Raw genomic sequence first — 15,167 nt, 5'->3', positions numbered from 1 at the left:
GTCCCAGCGGCCCGGGGCTCCCGGTGCCGCTGCGCAACGCCTGAAGGCCCGACCGGATACTGAATCCGGCCGGGCCTTTTTTGTTAGTTCGTCCGCGGCAAGGGCGGGTCGGCGTCTGGCTTGCGAAGGTCGGATGCAGCCAGGCGGCGCAGGGCCGTCAGGTGTTCGGCCCGGTCGTCGTCCCGGACGGGAGCGAATCGGGCCTGGTTGTAGCGTTCGGCGAAGGTGTCGACGATGGGGGCGAGGTCGGGCCGTGCGGCCTTGACCCGCCGGGTCCAGGTGACGACGGGTTCGTGCGCTTGCCGGCCAAGCCCCGCGTGCTGTCGTTCGATACGGCGGGAGAGGCGCACTAGCAGTCGATCGGCTACATCGCGGGGGCGGCGAGGACGGCGCCAAACGCTCCAGGCCACGGCCGCGACCGCCAGCAGGCCAAAGCCGACACCCAGTGCCGTGACGATGTGGCGCCAGTCCGTTGCGTCGAGCCCGAAACGGGCGAAGAGTTCACGCTGGCGCTCGGGATCGAATGCCAGCACCCAGCTCTCCCAGCGGAACCGGGCGAAGTCGCGCCAGTCTTCCAGGCCGAACCGGAGTTGCTGCATCCAGCCCAGCCCGTCGCGGCGCAGGAAATCGGGCACCGATTCGCCCTCGCCACCGGTCAGGCCGCCGATGCCGGCCTCGATACGCTCCGGCGCAATCGCCGCAGTGGGATCGACACGAATCCAGCCCTCGCCATCCAGCCAGACCTCGTTCCAGGCGTGTGCGTCGGCATTGCGCAGGCGCAGGTATTCGCCCCGCTGCATCCATTCACCTCCCTGGTAGCCAGTGACGACGCGGGTCGGGATCCCCGCCGAGCGCATCAGCACGGCGAACGCGGAGGCATAGTGCTCGCAGTACCCGGCCTGAGTCTCGAACAGGAACTCGTCGGTGGCATCCCCCTCGAGGGTGGGGGGCTGGAGCGTATAGCGGTAGGGGGCAGCGGCGAAGCGATCAAGGGCGGCCTGGATGATCGCGCGATCATCGTCACCATGCGTGGCCCGCCAGAGGGCGACCTCGGCACGGGCCCGGGGAGCCGCACTGGGCGGTAGCTCGAGGGCCTGTTCACGGGCGGTGCGGCTCAGGGCGTCGTCACTGCCCGGGGGGTGGGCGAGATCGGCCTCAGCCTCGTACTGGATGCGGTTCACGATGCGTCGATCGCGCACGACCTGGTGATTGTCGCGGTACTCGGCGTTGTCCGGCAGCGAAACCGGGTAGTCGAGCACCGGGAGGTAACGCACACGGGTGGGCTCCAGCGTCGCGGTGTAGGCCACTACCTCGTCGAGGTCGCCGGGCTCGGGCAGCTCGATACTGGACTCTCCGCCCTCGGCCTGCCAGCGGCGGCCGTCAAAATCGGTCATCACCAACGCGCGCCAGTACTGGCCCCGGGGTGGAGGCACGGGGCCGTGGAACTGGACGCGCATCGCGGTGGTTTGGTCCTGCAGCAGCTCCGCGATGTCGCCGGGATTCAGCTCGCCGGAGAGGGCCGTGGTGGCCACTTCGTCACGCTGCGGGTCGCCCCACAGTGGTCCCTGTACGCGCGGGAAGGCGACGAACAGGATCAGCATGAACGGGAGGGCGTGGACGATCATCCAGCCGGACTGCCTTGCCAGGTGCCGCCGCTGGAGGGTACGCCCGGCATGCACCTGGATCAGAGCGGCGGTGAGCAGCCAGGCCGACAGCAGGGACCATGCGGCGATCAGCAGCGACTGATCGAAGAAATAGGTGGTGACAACTACGAAGTAGCCGAGGAAAAGCCCAATCACGATATCCCGCCGGTTGCGGGTCTCGAGCAGTTTGAGGGCCATCATGACCAGCAGCAGCGCGGTGCCTGCCTCCTGCCCGAACAGGGTCCCGTACTGCAGAAAGGTCAGTCCCCCCGCGAACGCGGCCAGAAGGGCCATCACGCCAAGGGAAGGGGGATTGCGGTCACGCAGATGGAGCCAGGTGCGCAGCAGGACGGCGGCCGCCACGAGCAGCGTCACCCACGGTGGCTGGTGCCAGGCATGCGGCAGCGCGGCCACCGGCAGGGCCAGCAGGGCGAGTTCCAGGCCCCGTAATTCCGGTGAGTGGGTCCGGCCCGCGCGGTTCACTTCTTCGTTCCCGTGGTTGATTCCTTGATTGGCAAGGGGATCGGCTCGAAGCGGAATTCGGCGAGGGCGCGCAGGCCCCGTTCCCTTTGTGCCGGGCCCTGCCCGGGCGGGAGCGTCTGGTCGGGCAGGCGCAGCCCCCATGCGCGGCCCTCGGCCTCGGCGGCCAGGATCTGATGGCAGAGCATGGAAAGGCGAGTCTCGGTGTCGCTGGCCGGCATTGCGGACCAGTCGATCCAGAGCGTGTCACGGCCTCCCGCGACCGTCTCGCGGATGTGCAGCTTCCCGGTGCGCGCCAGGGCCTTCCAAAGGATCCGGCCGGGCGGGTCCCCGGGCCGGTACGGGCGGATGTGATCGGGGGTGGAGGCATCCTGACGCCGCTGGGCGTCGGCCTCGTCCCCGGGCCCTGCATGGGCGGCGCCCGGGTCGACGGGCTGTGGATACACAAGGATCTCGGTGTTCAGGCCAAGCCAGGTCCAGGCACTCAGGATGCCGAGCGGGTATCGGGTATCCAGCCGCTGGCGGGGCAGGTGGTAGATTCCGCGGCCGAGTGCCGGAAGGGTCAGGCTGGCCGTTTGTTGTCCGCGGGCGGGGACCGCAACCGGTTCGCTCGTGTATCCGCCGATACGCAGGTGCAGGGCCTCGCGGTCGCGGCCCCGCGTATCCGCCAGGCGCAGCGAAATCGTCAGCGGCTGGCCCGCGAACGTCGGCGTTGCGGGCAACGCCGAAACCTTGAGCCCGAGCAGGTTGCGATGGGTATACCAGATGGCGTTATGGCCGATCCCGACCAGGAGAAAGGTCAGCAGGAACGCCATGTTGTTGGAGTAGTTGATCGCCCCCAGCAGCATCACGCCGAGGATCGCCAGCAGGGTGTAACCGGCCCGGGTCGGCAGGATGTAGATGCGGTCGCGACCGAGCGTGACCTCCGAGCCGTCGTCGCGGTGGCGTCGCGTGACCCAGCGGATCACGCCTTCCCGCAGGCGATGCCCGTGCGATCGGAAGCGCTTGTGCAGGGCTAACGAACCGGCACGCATTCCAGCAGCCGTTCCACCGTGCGTGCGGGGGTGTCCGGCTCGCGGGCTCGGACCCGATGGCCGGCCACGGCCGGCAGGACGTCCGCCAGGTCGTCCGGGGTCACGTAGTCACGCCCGTCCAGGAAGGCGTACGCGCGCGCGGCGCGCAGCAGGCCGAGGCCGGCGCGTGGCGAAAGCCCGTGGACAAAGCGTGCCCGGTCGCGGCTTGTCTGGATCAGGTCCTGCAGATAGTCCAGTACTACTGGTTCGGCGTGGACCTGGGCGATTCGGGATTGCCAGCCCTGAAGGTCTTCGGGTGTCACGATCGCGTCCGGGGCGGGATGAGCGACGGGTGCTGGCGCGGCGCCACCGCGTTCGAGCAGTGCGCGCTCGGCGCGGGCATCGGGATAGCCCAGCTCGATGCGCATCAGAAAGCGGTCCATTTGCGATTCCGGCAGGGGATGCGTACCGACCTGCTCTTCGGGGTTCTGGGTGGCGATCACGAAGAACGGTTCGGGCAGCGGGCGGGTCGCACCCTCCACACTGGCCTGGCGTTCCTCCATTGCCTCGAGCAGGGCGCTCTGGGTCTTGGGAGGCGCACGATTGATCTCGTCGGCCAGGAGCACCTGGGTAAAGATTGGTCCAGGATGAAAGCGGAACTCGCCGGAACCCTGCTCGAATACCGAGACACCGAGTACATCACCGGGAAGCAGGTCGCTGGTGAACTGTACACGACGGTAGTCGAGGTTCATCGCCGCGGCCAGTGCGTGTGCGAGCGTCGTCTTGCCAACGCCCGGCTGATCCTCGATCAGCAGGTGGCCATTGGCCAGCAGGCAGGTCAGCGCCAGCCGGACCCGATCCGGTTTGCCCAGCAGGATGTCGTTCAGTGCGCTTTCGACCTGGTGGAGAGCTTCGTTGGCCGCGGGCATTGGGCTCCTCGTGGTGGATGGTGTCGGGTGAAAAAGAGGCAGACCGATCAGCGTGATGCGCGGGAGATATTTAAGCCCCGCTTCGCGTGCCGGGTGAGTTTGCGGCTACCATGGCCGCAATTGCCCCACGAGCGACAGTATGGACAAGCCGGCCGCCGATTCGGGCCAGACGTTTCGCTATGATGCCACAGCCTCGCCGGATGCCCGCCTGCATCTGACGGGTCGGCTGGACGTGCATGCAGTGGAGCGGGCCTGGTCGCCTCTGCGCCGCCGCGCCCGTGAGCTGGCCGAGGGTACGCAGGCTGCGGTGACGCTGGATGTCGGTGACCTCGAGTATTGCGATGGTGCCGGGGCGGCGTTACTCCACGCCCTGGAGCGCGACATCGAGCGAGCGGGGCGCAAGGTGGAGCTGGTGGGTGTCCAGGGCCTGGTGGAGGAGCAGCTGACCCCGTACCGAGAGCTGGAAACCGTAGAGCCGGCGCGTCACGAGACTCGTGGGGGACTGCTGGCCCAGTCGCTCGAGGCCGTGTCGCGCGTTGGGCAGGCGGCCTATTCGCAGTTCGGGTTCATTGGCGAACTGACGCGGGCCCTGGGTTCGGCGCTGTTGCATCCCCGCCAGGTTCGGTGGGGCGATACCTTCCGGGTCGCCGAGGCGGCTGGCTTCCAGGCGCTGCCCATCGTGTCCCTGATTGCCTTCCTGCTGGGCGTGATCCTGGCGTTCCAGTCCGCGATCGCGATGCGCCAGTTCGGCGGCGAGATATTTGTGGCCAATCTGGTGGCCGTGTCGCTGTTCCGCGAGCTGGGGCCGTTGATGATGGCGATCCTGCTGGCCGGGCGCTCCGGAGCTGCGTTCGCCGCCGAGATCGGCACGATGAAGGTGAACGAGGAGGTCAACGCTCTGCAGACCATGGGGCTGGACCCGGTGCGTTTCCTCGTCCTGCCCAAGGTGCTGGCCGGCATCCTGGTCGCACCGCTGCTGGCCCTGTACGCGAACATGATTGGCCTGCTGGGGGCTGCGGTGGTCATGCAGGGGTTCGGAATCCCCTGGACTGCGTTCTTTAACCAGGTGACGGTGGCGCTCAGCCTGTCCGATCTCTTTTCAGGGTTGTTCAAGGCCGTGATCTTCGGCCTGCTGATCGCGGGCGTAGGGTGTCTGCGTGGGTTGCAGACGGCGAGCGGTGCGGCGGCCGTTGGCGTCTCGACCACCAGCGCCGTAGTCACATCGCTCGTCCTGATCGTGGTGTTCGACGGCCTGTTTGCCGTCCTCTTCTACCACATGGGAGTGTGACGGGTGACAGGCGTGGAGCCGGTGATCAAGGTACGGGACCTCACCCTGGGGTTCGGTGACATGGTGCTGATGCGGGACCTCAACTTCGATGTCCGGCGAGGCGAGATCTTCGTGATTCTGGGGGGCTCCGGGAGCGGCAAGAGTACGCTGCTCAAGCACATGATCGGGCTCTACGCGCCGATCGAGGGCAACATCTGGATTGCCGGGGCGGACATCACGGCTGCCGAGGGCAAGGCGCGGGAGACGATCCTCCGCCGGGTGGGCGTGATGTACCAGATGGGGGCCTTGTTCGGCTCCATGACGCTGCTCGAGAACGTGAGGTTGCCGCTGGAGGTCCATACGGACCTGCCGCGCGAGGCCATGGACGAGATCGCCAGGGCCCGCCTGCAGCTGGTGGGGCTGGGCGAGTTCGCGGAGTTCATGCCCTCGGAGATCAGTGGCGGCATGCAGAAGCGCGCGGCGATCGCACGTGCGATGGTGCTGGATCCGGAAGTATTGTTTCTGGACGAGCCCTCGGCCGGGCTCGACCCGATCACCTCGGCGGGACTCGACCGGCTGATCCTGCGCCTGGCGCGCAGCCTGGACATGACGATCGTGATTGTCAGCCACGAACTGGCCAGTATTTTTGCGATTGCCGACCGGGTGATTATGCTCGACAAGGAGAGCAAGGGCATCGTTGCCGAAGGGAACCCGGCGACTCTGCGTGACACATCCGATCACCCGTGGGTGCAGCGTTTCCTCCAGCGGGCCGATCCGGCCGACTCCGAAGAGAGATCTACATGAGTGCCCGACAACATTTCCGCCTGGGGCTGTTCATCGTCGGTGGCCTGGTGGCGCTGGTGGTTGCGCTGATGATCATGACTGCGGGCAATCTCTTCCGCGCATCGATCCCCATCGAAACCTACATTGACGCGTCTGTCCAGGGCCTGGAGGTTGGCGCACCCGTGAAGTTCCGAGGGGTAACGATCGGCGAGGTTACGCACCTTGGCTTTACCTCGGTGGAGTACGAGAGGGACGTCGATCCGCGCGAACGCAAGCGCTACGTCATGGTCCAGGCGCGCCTCTGGCCAGACCGCTTTGCCGCTGGGGCGCGCGAGCAGGAGTTCGAACCGGAGATCCTGAAGAACCTGGTGGAGGCCGGCCTGCGTGTGCGTATCGCGGCACAGGGCATCACCGGCATGAACTATCTGGAGGCCGACTTCTCCGACCCCGAGGAACACCCGCCGCTGGAGCATGACTGGCAGCCGCGCTCGCTCTACATCCCGTCGGCCCCGAGTATCGCCGTGCAGTTCATGGAGTATGCGGAAAACCTGCTCAAGCGGATCGACGGGCTGGACATAGAGGCGATCGTCGACAACCTGAACACCTTGCTGGTGACCGTGGATGACACCGTTTCGGCGCTTGATACCGAGGGGTTCAACCGGCGAACGGACGAGCTCATCTCGGAACTGGAACAGACGATGCGGACCGCGGATCGGGTGATGCAGTCCGTGGAGGCGCTCGTAGAACATCCCGATACCCAGGCCCTTCCAACCGAAACCCGCCAGGCGATACGGGAGCTTCGCCGTACGGCCGAGGCGGCCGATGTCGAAGGACTGATCGAGCGCATGGACTCGATGGTCGCACGGCTCGATCGGGGCATGGATGTCAGCGAGTCGAAACTGCTGGAGACACTGGACGAGCTGCAAGGGGCCATCTCGGGTCTGCGCAGTCTGTCGGATGATGTACGGCGCAACCCGGGGGGCGCGCTGTTCGGCGCCCCGCCACCCCGCAGTCGCATGGACGAGGAATGAGCATGAACTGGTGGAAAGGCCCATCCCTGATTCTGGCAATCCTGTTACTGGGCGGCTGCACGTTGCTGCCGGAGCGCGAGCCGGTGGAGCGCGCCTGGTACCTGCTGGAGCTGCCGGACGAGCCCGCCGCACGCACGGCGGAAGAGCCCGTGGCGGTCGAACTGGGTTCGGTGCGGGTTGCCCCGGCCTACGCCGGCAATGGCCTGGTGTACCGGCTGGGCAACCACCAGTACGAGTCGGACTACTACAACGAATGGTTCCTGAAGCCGTCGGAACAGGTGGAGCAGCTGCTGCGCGAGCGCTGGACGCGAAGCGGGGCCGCGCTGGAACTCGTGGACAACGCGTCCGCGGTGCGCGAGCAGGGTCGCCCCGCCGTGCGCGTGCATGTGCTGATCACCGCCCTGTATGGGGATCTGGAAGGGGTGACGGGGATTGAGTCCAACGGCCCGGGGGCGTCCGGGGTCGGGCACATGGGCCTGCGCGCGCAGCTGACTCAGGGCGAGCGCAGCCGCCTGGTGCATCTGGAATCGGACCAGGCCCTGGAGCGGCGCTCGGCGTCGCAGCTGGTGGCGGCGCTGTCCCGTGCCACGGCCGAGGTGCTGGCCGATCTGGAAGACGCGATTCTGGAAGATGCGGAGGCCATGCGTGATGACTGATGTCTTCGACTTTGCAGTACCGGCGGCGGATGGCAGCGAACAGCCTCTGGGCACGTATTGCGGAGATGTCCTGCTGATCGTCAATGTGGCCAGCGAGTGCGGCTTTACGCCGCAGTACGAAGGGCTGCAGGCGCTCCATGAGCAGTTCGCTGGGCGTGGTTTTCGCGTCCTCGGATTCCCCTGCAACCAGTTTGGGGGGCAGGAACCCGGTGACGCGGAGACCATTCGGGCCTGTGGCGCGCGCTTCGGGGTGGCGTTTCCGGTGTTCGCCAAGATCGAGGTCAACGGCGAGGGGGCGCATCCGCTGTACCAGCACCTCAAGGAGCAAGCCCCCGGTGCGCTGGGTACGCAGGGCATCAAGTGGAACTTCACCAAGTTCTTGGTTGGCCGCGACGGGTCGGTACTCGACCGATTCGCCCCCCGGCGCAAGCCGCAGGACCTGGTCGACGCGATCGAACGCGCGCTCGCCGTACCGCGCCCGGACGATGCCGGCTGAGCTCGAGCGCGAGCCCCGGACTGTGGAACCGGGCGATCGAGGCCCGGCGCCCACGGACCCGGGTGCGCATGCGTACTGGATGGATGCCGCACTCGTACAGGCCGAGCGGGCAGCCGAGGCAGGCGAGGTGCCGGTGGGCGCGGTGCTGGTGGATGCGGAGGGCCATTGTCTCGCTGCCGCCCACAACGCCCCGATCAGCGAGCATGATGCCACTGCACATGCCGAGATCAGGGTTCTGCGCGCGGCGGGAAAACGGTGTTCCAACTATCGACTGACAGGCACCACGCTTTATGTCACGCTCGAGCCGTGTTCGATGTGCGCGGGAGCCATAATCCATGCGCGGGTGGAGCGGCTGGTTTTCGCGGCTTCGGACCCGCGCACAGGGGCCGTGGGTGGCGCGATTGATCTGCTGCATCATCCGGCCCATAACCACCGGCCGGAATGCATCGATGGTGTCGCAGCCGAGCGTTCTGCCGCCCTGTTGAAGGATTTCTTTCGTCTCCGTCGAAAGCGTTAGATCTGCGTGATGCCCGGGCGTTGCCCGGCGGCGCGTTGGGGCGCAGAATCAGATCAATATGAGAAGGCGTTCACGTTTTGAGTCGATGGCTTGTACGCGAGCGCCGGGATTCTGTGTCCAGCCGCCGGGGTGTACCGATTAGCCAGCCTTCTTCCAATGATGATCGCGGGGATCCGGTCCTGGATTCCGGTCCCGATAGCGGGCCGGCGGGTGATACGGACGAGCGCGAACCCGTCCCGGTGTTCGATGCGGAGGGTCGCGCCGACACGCTGCTCGGCGGACTGATCCTGATAGCGCGGATGCACGGGCTGCGCCTGACCCCGGACTCCGCACGTGCGGGCCTGCCGCTGGATGACGGGCAACTTTGCCCCTCTCTGGTACCGCGGGCGGCACAGCGCGCCGGTCTCACGACGCGCACGGTCACCCGCGATGCGCGCGGCCTGAAGGACGATCTGCTGCCCGCGTTGCTGCTGCTGGACCAGAACGAGGCGTGGGTGCTGGTCGGCTGGAACGACGACAAGAGCGTGGCCAGGGTGATCGACCCCGAGTTGGGTGAGGCGGTCATCGACGTCCCGCTGAAGCGGCTGAAGGAACGCTACGCAGGCCGGGCCATCTATGTGCGGCCCGAGTTCCGCATGGATGCGCGCGCGCCGCGTGTCTCGAAGGAGAGCAAGGGGCACTGGTTCTGGCGGGTTATTCGCGAGAACCGTCCGCTGTATCGCGACGTGCTGATCGCGGCGGTGATGATCAACCTCTTCGCGCTGGCGATGCCACTTTTCGTGCTGAACGTTTACGACCGCGTGGTCCCGAATCACGCGACCGAGACGCTGTTCATGTTTGCGGCGGGTGTGGTCATCGTCCTGATCGCGGACCTGATCCTGCGCACCATGCGCAGCCACTTCGTCGACAAGGCGGCGATGCGCGCGGACGTCAAGCTCTCCTCGCACATCATGGAACGCGTACTCGGGCTCCGTATGGAGAACCGTCCGGCCTCGGTCGGCTCGTTCGCGTCCAACATTGGTGCGTTCGAGTCAGTGCGCAGCTTTATATCGTCGGCGACGATCATCGCCTTTGTGGATCTGCCGTTTGCGCTGATGTTCATCGCCATTATTGCGTTGATCGCCTGGCCGCTGGCGATTCCCGTGGCGATCGGCGCGCTGCTGCTCCTGCTCTACGCGACCGCGATCCACCGCAAGCTGCACGCACTCGCGGAAGAGAGCTATCGGGTGGCGGCGCAGCGCAACTCGACCCTGGTCGAGAGCCTGACAGGCGCCGAGACGCTCAAGGCCCTGGGCGCGGAGGGTCGGGTACAGGCGACCTGGGAACGCGCCACGACGCACCTCGCCCGAACCAATGCACAGAATCGCCTGCTGACCGCGAGCGTGACCCACACGGCGATGTGGGCGCAGCACACGGTCGGTGTCGCGATCATCGTGCTCGGCGTGTTCCTGCTGATGGAGGGGGAACTCTCCATGGGCGGGCTGATTGCCGCCTACCTGATCTCCTCACGGGCGATGGCGCCCATCAGTCAGACGGCCGGGCTGCTGATGCAGTATCACCAGGCCTCGACCGCGCTCGGCTCGCTGAACGACATCATGGCACTGCCCGTGGAGCGCCCGGCCGATTCGCACTTCCTGAGCCGCGACCGGTTCGAGGGCGCCATCGAATTTCGCAATGTCAGCTTCGCGTATCCCGAATCCGCCACGCCGGCGCTGCAGGGGGTTTCCCTGAAGATCGAGCCGGGCGAACACGTCGCCGTTCTGGGTCGCGTGGGCTCGGGCAAAAGCACGCTGGCCAAACTGATCATGGGCCTTTATCAGCCCAGCTCCGGGGCGGTGCTGGTGGACGGGATCGACGTGCGCCAGCTGGACCCGGCCGAGCTGCGGCGGTCACTGGGCTACGTGGGTCAGGAGGTCACGCTGTTTTACGGGAGCCTGCGCGAGAACCTGGTGGCCGCAGATCCGCTGGCCAGCGACGAGGCCATCCGCAAGGCGATTGCGATCTCCGGCATCGAGGATCTGATCAACACTCATCCGGAAGGTGTTGATTTGCAGGTCGGGGAGCGCGGTGGCCGGCTGTCGGGCGGGCAGAAGCAGAGTGTCGGCGTGGCGCGAGCGGTGCTGCACGAGCCCAGCATGCTGCTGATGGACGAGCCGACCAGCTCCATGGATAACTCCACCGAGCAGGGGATGAAGCGCCGGCTGGCGGAGTTCACCCAGGGGCGCACCACCGTGATCGTCACGCATCGGACCTCGCTGCTGGAGCTGGTCGACCGGATCATCGTGCTCGACCAGGGCCGTGTGGTGGCTGACGGACCGAAGGAGCAGGTGATCCAGGCTCTGCGGGAAGGCCGGGTAGGCAAGGCGCAGACATGAGCAAGCGCACGCGCAAGGACGGCGAGGGTTTCGAGGCGCTCGGCCGCGGCATGGACCAGGCCGGGAAGGTGGGCGCCCCGATGGTCGACCGGATCTTTCGCCCCTGGCTGACCCGGGGAGGGGGCGATCATCGCGACTGGGCCTCGGACGCTGACTGGACACAGATTCAGGAACGTCCGATTCGCGCTCGCGCGCTGCTCTACGGGATCCTGATCACGCTGGGCCTGCTGGTTTACTGGGCCTCGGTCGCCGAGATCGACGAGGTGGCCCGGGGCGACGGACGGGTGATTCCCTCGCAGAACCTGCAGGTGCTGCAGTCGATGGATGGCGGTGTCGTGTCCGAGGTCCTGGCGCGTGAGGGGGATATCGTGCAAGAGGGCGATGTGCTGGTGCGCGTCGACCCGACCCGTTTCCTGTCCGATCTCGGCGAGGTACGCGCCAGCGAGTTTGCGTTAAAGGCGCGACGCGCACGCTTGATGGCCCTGTTGACCGAGACGCCGTTCCTGATCACCCCGGACCTGCAGGAAGGGCCTTCGGCCATCGTGGAGCAGGAACAGGAGCTTTACGAGGAGAGCCTGGAGGAGATGCGCTCGCGGATCCGGATCGCCGAAGAGCAGTTGCGGCAGCGGCGCGAGGAACTGAACGAGGTTCGGGCGCGCCGCAGCCAGGCCATCCGCGCGCTGGACTTGGCCAGTCGCGAACTGGAGGTGACCGAGCCGCTGGTGCAGAGCGGGGCGGTATCCGAAGTGGAGGTGCTGAGACTGCGCCGTGAGGTCTCCAATGCCCGCGGGGATCGCGAACAGGCCACGGCGCAGATCGCCCGGCTGGAGGCCGCGATCGAGGAGGCGGAGGAGAAGATCCGCGAGGTACGACTGAATTTCCGCAACCAGTGGCGTTCCGAGCTGGCGGATACGCTGGGACGGCTGCAGGAGCTGGCCGAGGGCGCCGAGGGACTGGAGGACCGCGTGCGGTTGTCCGAGGTGCGCTCGCCGATGTCCGGGATCGTGCAGCGCATGTTCATTACCACGCGCGGGGGCGTTATTTCGCCCGGGCGCGAGGTGGCCGAGGTCGTCCCGCTGGAGGACGAGCTGCTGATCGAGGCGCGGGTGTCCCCGCGCGACATTGCCTATCTGCGCCCAGGGCTGAGCGCAAAAGTGAAGTTCACCGCCTATGACTTCGCCATCTACGGAGGCCTGGATGCCACCGTGGAACATATCAGCCCCGATACCATCACCGACGACGACGGCAACACCTACTACAAGGTCCGCGTGCGAACCGAGGAGACCGGGTTCGACGAGGAGCATCCAATCATGACCGGGATGGTCGCCCAAGTGGACATTATGACCGGGCGGCGCACCATCCTTCAGTACCTGATGAAGCCGATCCTCCGCGCGGGCGATCTGGCTTTTACGGAGCGCTGAACGACATGCAGATCTTCATGATGGAACGTGGGTCGCGGCCGTCGCCGCGCTGGACAGAGGCCTTCCCGGATGCCCGGGTGCTGAGTCCGCCGTTTCCGCCAACGCTGCCGGAGGGGACCGAGGCCTGCTGGATCGGTACGGACCTGGCCGACTGGGAGGAGTACGTCAAGCAAAGGACGCTGGTGCATCGGGTGGTCGTGCACTCGCGCCACCCGAACGACGAAGAGGGCATCCGAGCGTTCGACGCGGGGGCCCACGGGTACTGCCATACGCTGGCCAACGTGGCCCAGTTGCGCACGATTGCCGCGACCGTAACGGGTGGCGGGCTGTGGGTCGGCCCAGACCTGATGACCCGCATGATTCGTACGGTTCGCAGCGCGCAGCCGCGCGACCCGGAAACACCCCCGGAGGGTTTCGAGGATCTCACCCCGCGCGAGCGCCAAGTGGCGCTGTCCGTTACGACGGGCGCGCACAACAAGGAGATCGCGCGCCAGCTCGGCATGACCGAGCGCACCGTCAAGATGCACTTGGGCTCGATCTTCAGGAAGCTCAACGTGGACGACCGCGTGCAGCTGGTCCTTCACCTGACTCGCTTGCGCGAGTCCCAGCCGACCGTCTGATCAGCGTCTCCCCAGGCGGGTAACTCGCCTCCAGCGGCGGTGATGCGATTCGCTGCGCTCATCGCATCCTACGCCCCTCATCAAACGAGGGGGGTAGCGTCACGTAAGATGCGATGAGCGCAGCGAATCGCATCAACCCAGCCCCGCGCCCCGCAGATTCGATCCGCTTTCGTCCAATTGAGCCTCACCCGGTTCTCCCATAACCCTACAAAACCTGTACTTCAGTACACCTGTCGTGCCAAAGCCGGCTCCCCTAGGCTCGTACACATCGAAAACTGTGAAGCACTTCCGATTCCAAGGAGAAGGTCATGTCTGAAGTCGTCGTAGCTACCGTCGAGTCCGTTGTCGGCACCGTCATCGCGCGAGATGAAGACGGCAACACGCGCGTCCTGCAACCCGGAGACGAGATCTTCTACGGCGAGGAAGTCATCGCCGAAGATGGCGCCTTCATCGAAATGGCCTTCGAGGACGGCTCGACCATGTCCCTGGCGGGCAACGAGTCCGCCACCATCACCGACGACCTGGCGGAATCGGCCGAGCCGGCTCCCGAGGAAGCCGAGATCGCCGACGCGACCGTCGAAGAGATCATCGAAGCCCTCGAGCGCGGTGAAGACATCACCGACCTGATCGAAGCACCCGCCGCGGGTGTCGATGGCGGTCCCGCCGGCGAAGGCGGTGGCTTCGTCCGCATTGCTCGTTCCTCGGAGGAAGTCGACCCCGTCAACTACGAGTACGACCCGAACGCGCTGCGCTCTGCGGAGCAAACCGAGATCGGTGACGGCACTACGGGTGATGATGACGGTACCACGGGGGATGAGACCGTCGGGGACGAAACAGGGGAAGGCCCAGCCGCCGGTGCGATTACAGTTTCGTCCTTCTCCTACGCGCCTGGGGAAAGGCCGATGGTCGATGCCCAGAGTGACGAGATGATGTTCGCGGCCGTCATGGACGTTGGTGGTAGCCAGAGCGTATTGGCGACGATTTCTGGGTCCACGGAGGATATCCCTGCCGGTTCGTCCGTGCTCCTCACAATCACGGATTCGGGGGGCAACAGCGTCGAGTATGGCAGCACTGATGGCAGTGCCACTGGGCAGGAAGTTGAGGTTCAGGAAGACGGAAGCTGGACTGCGACCAATGTAGATATCTCTGAACTGAGCCCCGGCGAGCTCCAGATCGAGGGCTTCGTTGTTGATGAACATGGTGACGAGCAGTCCGGCGAATTGGAAGCGGAATTCACCCTCCCGTCCGTGGAGATCAGCGATTTCGAATTTGCCCCGGAAGGCTTTGTGCGTGGCGAAGGTGGTGATCCGAATCCGTCTCTGGTGATCAGTGCGTCCGACGCAACCAGTGTCACCGTATTTGTAAGTGGATCGGATGGCAGCAATCAGCAAGTCGAGGCGACCCAGGAAGGCGGTGAGTGGGTGGCAGACCTCACTGACCTGGATCTTGCTGAAGGGGTGGAATACTCGGCAAATGCTGAAGCCAGTGACGATCTCGGCTTTGTTGATGATTCACAAACGCTCGATGCTTCGTTCACTTTGCCCAGCGTCGAAGTGACCCTTGTGGACGGGCTACAATTCCTCGAGGGTGAAAGCCAGAGCGAGGCCGGTCAAGCCGTAGCGACAGCAGAGGGAGTGGACCCGCTGGGTGAGGGACTTACGTATTCCATCACGGCGGGCAGTGCCGGTGAAGACTTCTACTCGATCGATGACGATGGAAACGTTTCCCTGACAGCGGCCGGGGCAGCCCATGCAAACGAAGGCAATGATTTGCCGCCGGTTGATGTAACGATTGCAGACACTGGAAACAATACCGCCTCCGATGATGCCGATGTACCCGAGACGGTGGGCGAGCCATCGATCACGCTGACGGCGGAAGGCGATGTGCTTGAAGGCGAAGCCGAAGCTGACCAGGTGGTGGCGACCATCACCGACAG

General features: G+C 65.8%; 13 protein-coding genes. 10 read left to right on the top strand and 3 right to left on the bottom strand.

Annotation, left to right across the window (positions count from 1 at the left end; all coding sequences use genetic code 11):
- Window positions 1–83 precede the first annotated feature (83 nt).
- The 3 genes from G372_RS0110595 to G372_RS0110585 are packed head-to-tail and all read right to left on the bottom strand — an operon-like array spanning window position 84 to window position 4,065.
- Window positions 84–2,126 carry a transglutaminase TgpA family protein gene (locus G372_RS0110595; RefSeq protein WP_019624177.1) on the bottom strand — a complete coding sequence of 681 codons (2,043 nt, stop codon included), beginning with the start codon at window positions 2,124–2,126 and terminating at the stop codon, window positions 84–86.
- A complete protein-coding gene (locus G372_RS0110590) occupies window positions 2,123–3,157 on the bottom strand; it encodes a DUF58 domain-containing protein (RefSeq protein WP_018863869.1) in 1,035 nt (344 codons plus the stop codon). The genes G372_RS0110595 and G372_RS0110590 overlap by 4 nt, the downstream gene beginning before the upstream one ends.
- Window positions 3,139–4,065 carry an AAA family ATPase gene (locus tag G372_RS0110585; RefSeq protein ID WP_019624178.1) on the bottom strand — a complete coding sequence of 309 codons (927 nt, stop codon included), beginning with the start codon at window positions 4,063–4,065 and terminating at the stop codon, window positions 3,139–3,141. Before G372_RS0110585 ends, G372_RS0110590 begins: the two co-directional genes overlap by 19 nt.
- Before the next feature lie 139 nt (window positions 4,066–4,204).
- On the opposite strand from G372_RS0110585, the gene G372_RS0110580 reads away from it, so the two are divergent.
- The 10 genes from G372_RS0110580 to G372_RS14485 form a co-directional block, all read left to right on the top strand.
- Complete coding sequence (locus G372_RS0110580) at window positions 4,205–5,353, top strand: MlaE family lipid ABC transporter permease subunit (RefSeq protein WP_019624179.1); 1,149 nt, start codon at window positions 4,205–4,207, stop codon at window positions 5,351–5,353.
- A 3-nt stretch (window positions 5,354–5,356) separates the two neighbouring features.
- Window positions 5,357–6,136 carry an ABC transporter ATP-binding protein gene (locus tag G372_RS0110575; RefSeq protein WP_026340374.1) on the top strand — a complete coding sequence of 260 codons (780 nt, stop codon included), beginning with the start codon at window positions 5,357–5,359 and terminating at the stop codon, window positions 6,134–6,136.
- On the top strand, window positions 6,133–7,146 hold the full coding sequence (locus G372_RS0110570; protein WP_019624181.1) for an MlaD family protein: 1,014 nt from the start codon (window positions 6,133–6,135) through the stop codon (window positions 7,144–7,146). The genes G372_RS0110575 and G372_RS0110570 overlap by 4 nt, the downstream gene beginning before the upstream one ends.
- A gap of 2 nt (window positions 7,147–7,148) precedes the next feature.
- Entirely contained in the window at window positions 7,149–7,802 is a 654-nt protein-coding gene (locus tag G372_RS0110565) for an ABC-type transport auxiliary lipoprotein family protein (RefSeq protein WP_019624182.1), read from the top strand.
- Window positions 7,795–8,298, top strand: a complete 504-nt coding sequence (locus tag G372_RS0110560) for a glutathione peroxidase (RefSeq protein WP_019624183.1) — start codon at window positions 7,795–7,797, stop codon at window positions 8,296–8,298. The genes G372_RS0110565 and G372_RS0110560 overlap by 8 nt, the downstream gene beginning before the upstream one ends.
- Window positions 8,288–8,815, top strand: a complete 528-nt coding sequence (gene tadA, locus G372_RS0110555) for a tRNA adenosine(34) deaminase TadA (RefSeq protein ID WP_019624184.1) — start codon at window positions 8,288–8,290, stop codon at window positions 8,813–8,815. Before G372_RS0110560 ends, tadA begins: the two co-directional genes overlap by 11 nt.
- A 239-nt stretch (window positions 8,816–9,054) precedes the next feature.
- Window positions 9,055–11,190, top strand: coding sequence for a type I secretion system permease/ATPase (locus G372_RS0110550; RefSeq protein WP_019624185.1), 2,136 nt, complete (start codon window positions 9,055–9,057; stop codon window positions 11,188–11,190).
- The gene (locus tag G372_RS0110545; protein WP_019624186.1) at window positions 11,187–12,611 is read left to right on the top strand and encodes an HlyD family type I secretion periplasmic adaptor subunit; all 1,425 of its coding nucleotides are present in this window, start codon (window positions 11,187–11,189) and stop codon (window positions 12,609–12,611) included. Before G372_RS0110550 ends, G372_RS0110545 begins: the two co-directional genes overlap by 4 nt.
- A 5-nt stretch (window positions 12,612–12,616) precedes the next feature.
- Window positions 12,617–13,231, top strand: coding sequence for a response regulator transcription factor (locus G372_RS0110540; protein WP_019624187.1), 615 nt, complete (start codon window positions 12,617–12,619; stop codon window positions 13,229–13,231).
- 308 nt (window positions 13,232–13,539) lie between these two features.
- A partial coding sequence (locus G372_RS14485; protein WP_020008862.1) for a retention module-containing protein occupies window positions 13,540–15,167 on the top strand: 1,628 nt, incomplete at its 3' end.

Source organism: Thioalkalivibrio thiocyanoxidans ARh2, from assembly GCF_000385215.1.
In the GTDB taxonomy this organism is placed as follows: Bacteria; Pseudomonadota; Gammaproteobacteria; order Ectothiorhodospirales; family Ectothiorhodospiraceae; genus Thioalkalivibrio; species Thioalkalivibrio thiocyanoxidans.
This window is presented reverse-complemented; position numbering and strand designations above follow the sequence as displayed.

Coding starts and splice junctions, on each gene's coding strand:
- G372_RS0110590 (WP_018863869.1), bottom strand. CDS start 3,157: ATGCGTGCCGGTTCGTTAGCCCTGCACAAGCGCTTCCGATCGCACGGG.
- G372_RS0110585 (WP_019624178.1), bottom strand. CDS start 4,065: ATGCCCGCGGCCAACGAAGCTCTCCACCAGGTCGAAAGCGCACTGAAC.
- G372_RS0110580 (WP_019624179.1), top strand. CDS start 4,205: ATGGACAAGCCGGCCGCCGATTCGGGCCAGACGTTTCGCTATGATGCC.
- G372_RS0110570 (WP_019624181.1), top strand. CDS start 6,133: ATGAGTGCCCGACAACATTTCCGCCTGGGGCTGTTCATCGTCGGTGGC.
- G372_RS0110565 (WP_019624182.1), top strand. CDS start 7,149: ATGAACTGGTGGAAAGGCCCATCCCTGATTCTGGCAATCCTGTTACTG.
- G372_RS0110560 (WP_019624183.1), top strand. CDS start 7,795: ATGACTGATGTCTTCGACTTTGCAGTACCGGCGGCGGATGGCAGCGAA.
- tadA (WP_019624184.1), top strand. CDS start 8,288: ATGCCGGCTGAGCTCGAGCGCGAGCCCCGGACTGTGGAACCGGGCGAT.
- G372_RS0110545 (WP_019624186.1), top strand. CDS start 11,187: ATGAGCAAGCGCACGCGCAAGGACGGCGAGGGTTTCGAGGCGCTCGGC.
- G372_RS0110540 (WP_019624187.1), top strand. CDS start 12,617: ATGCAGATCTTCATGATGGAACGTGGGTCGCGGCCGTCGCCGCGCTGG.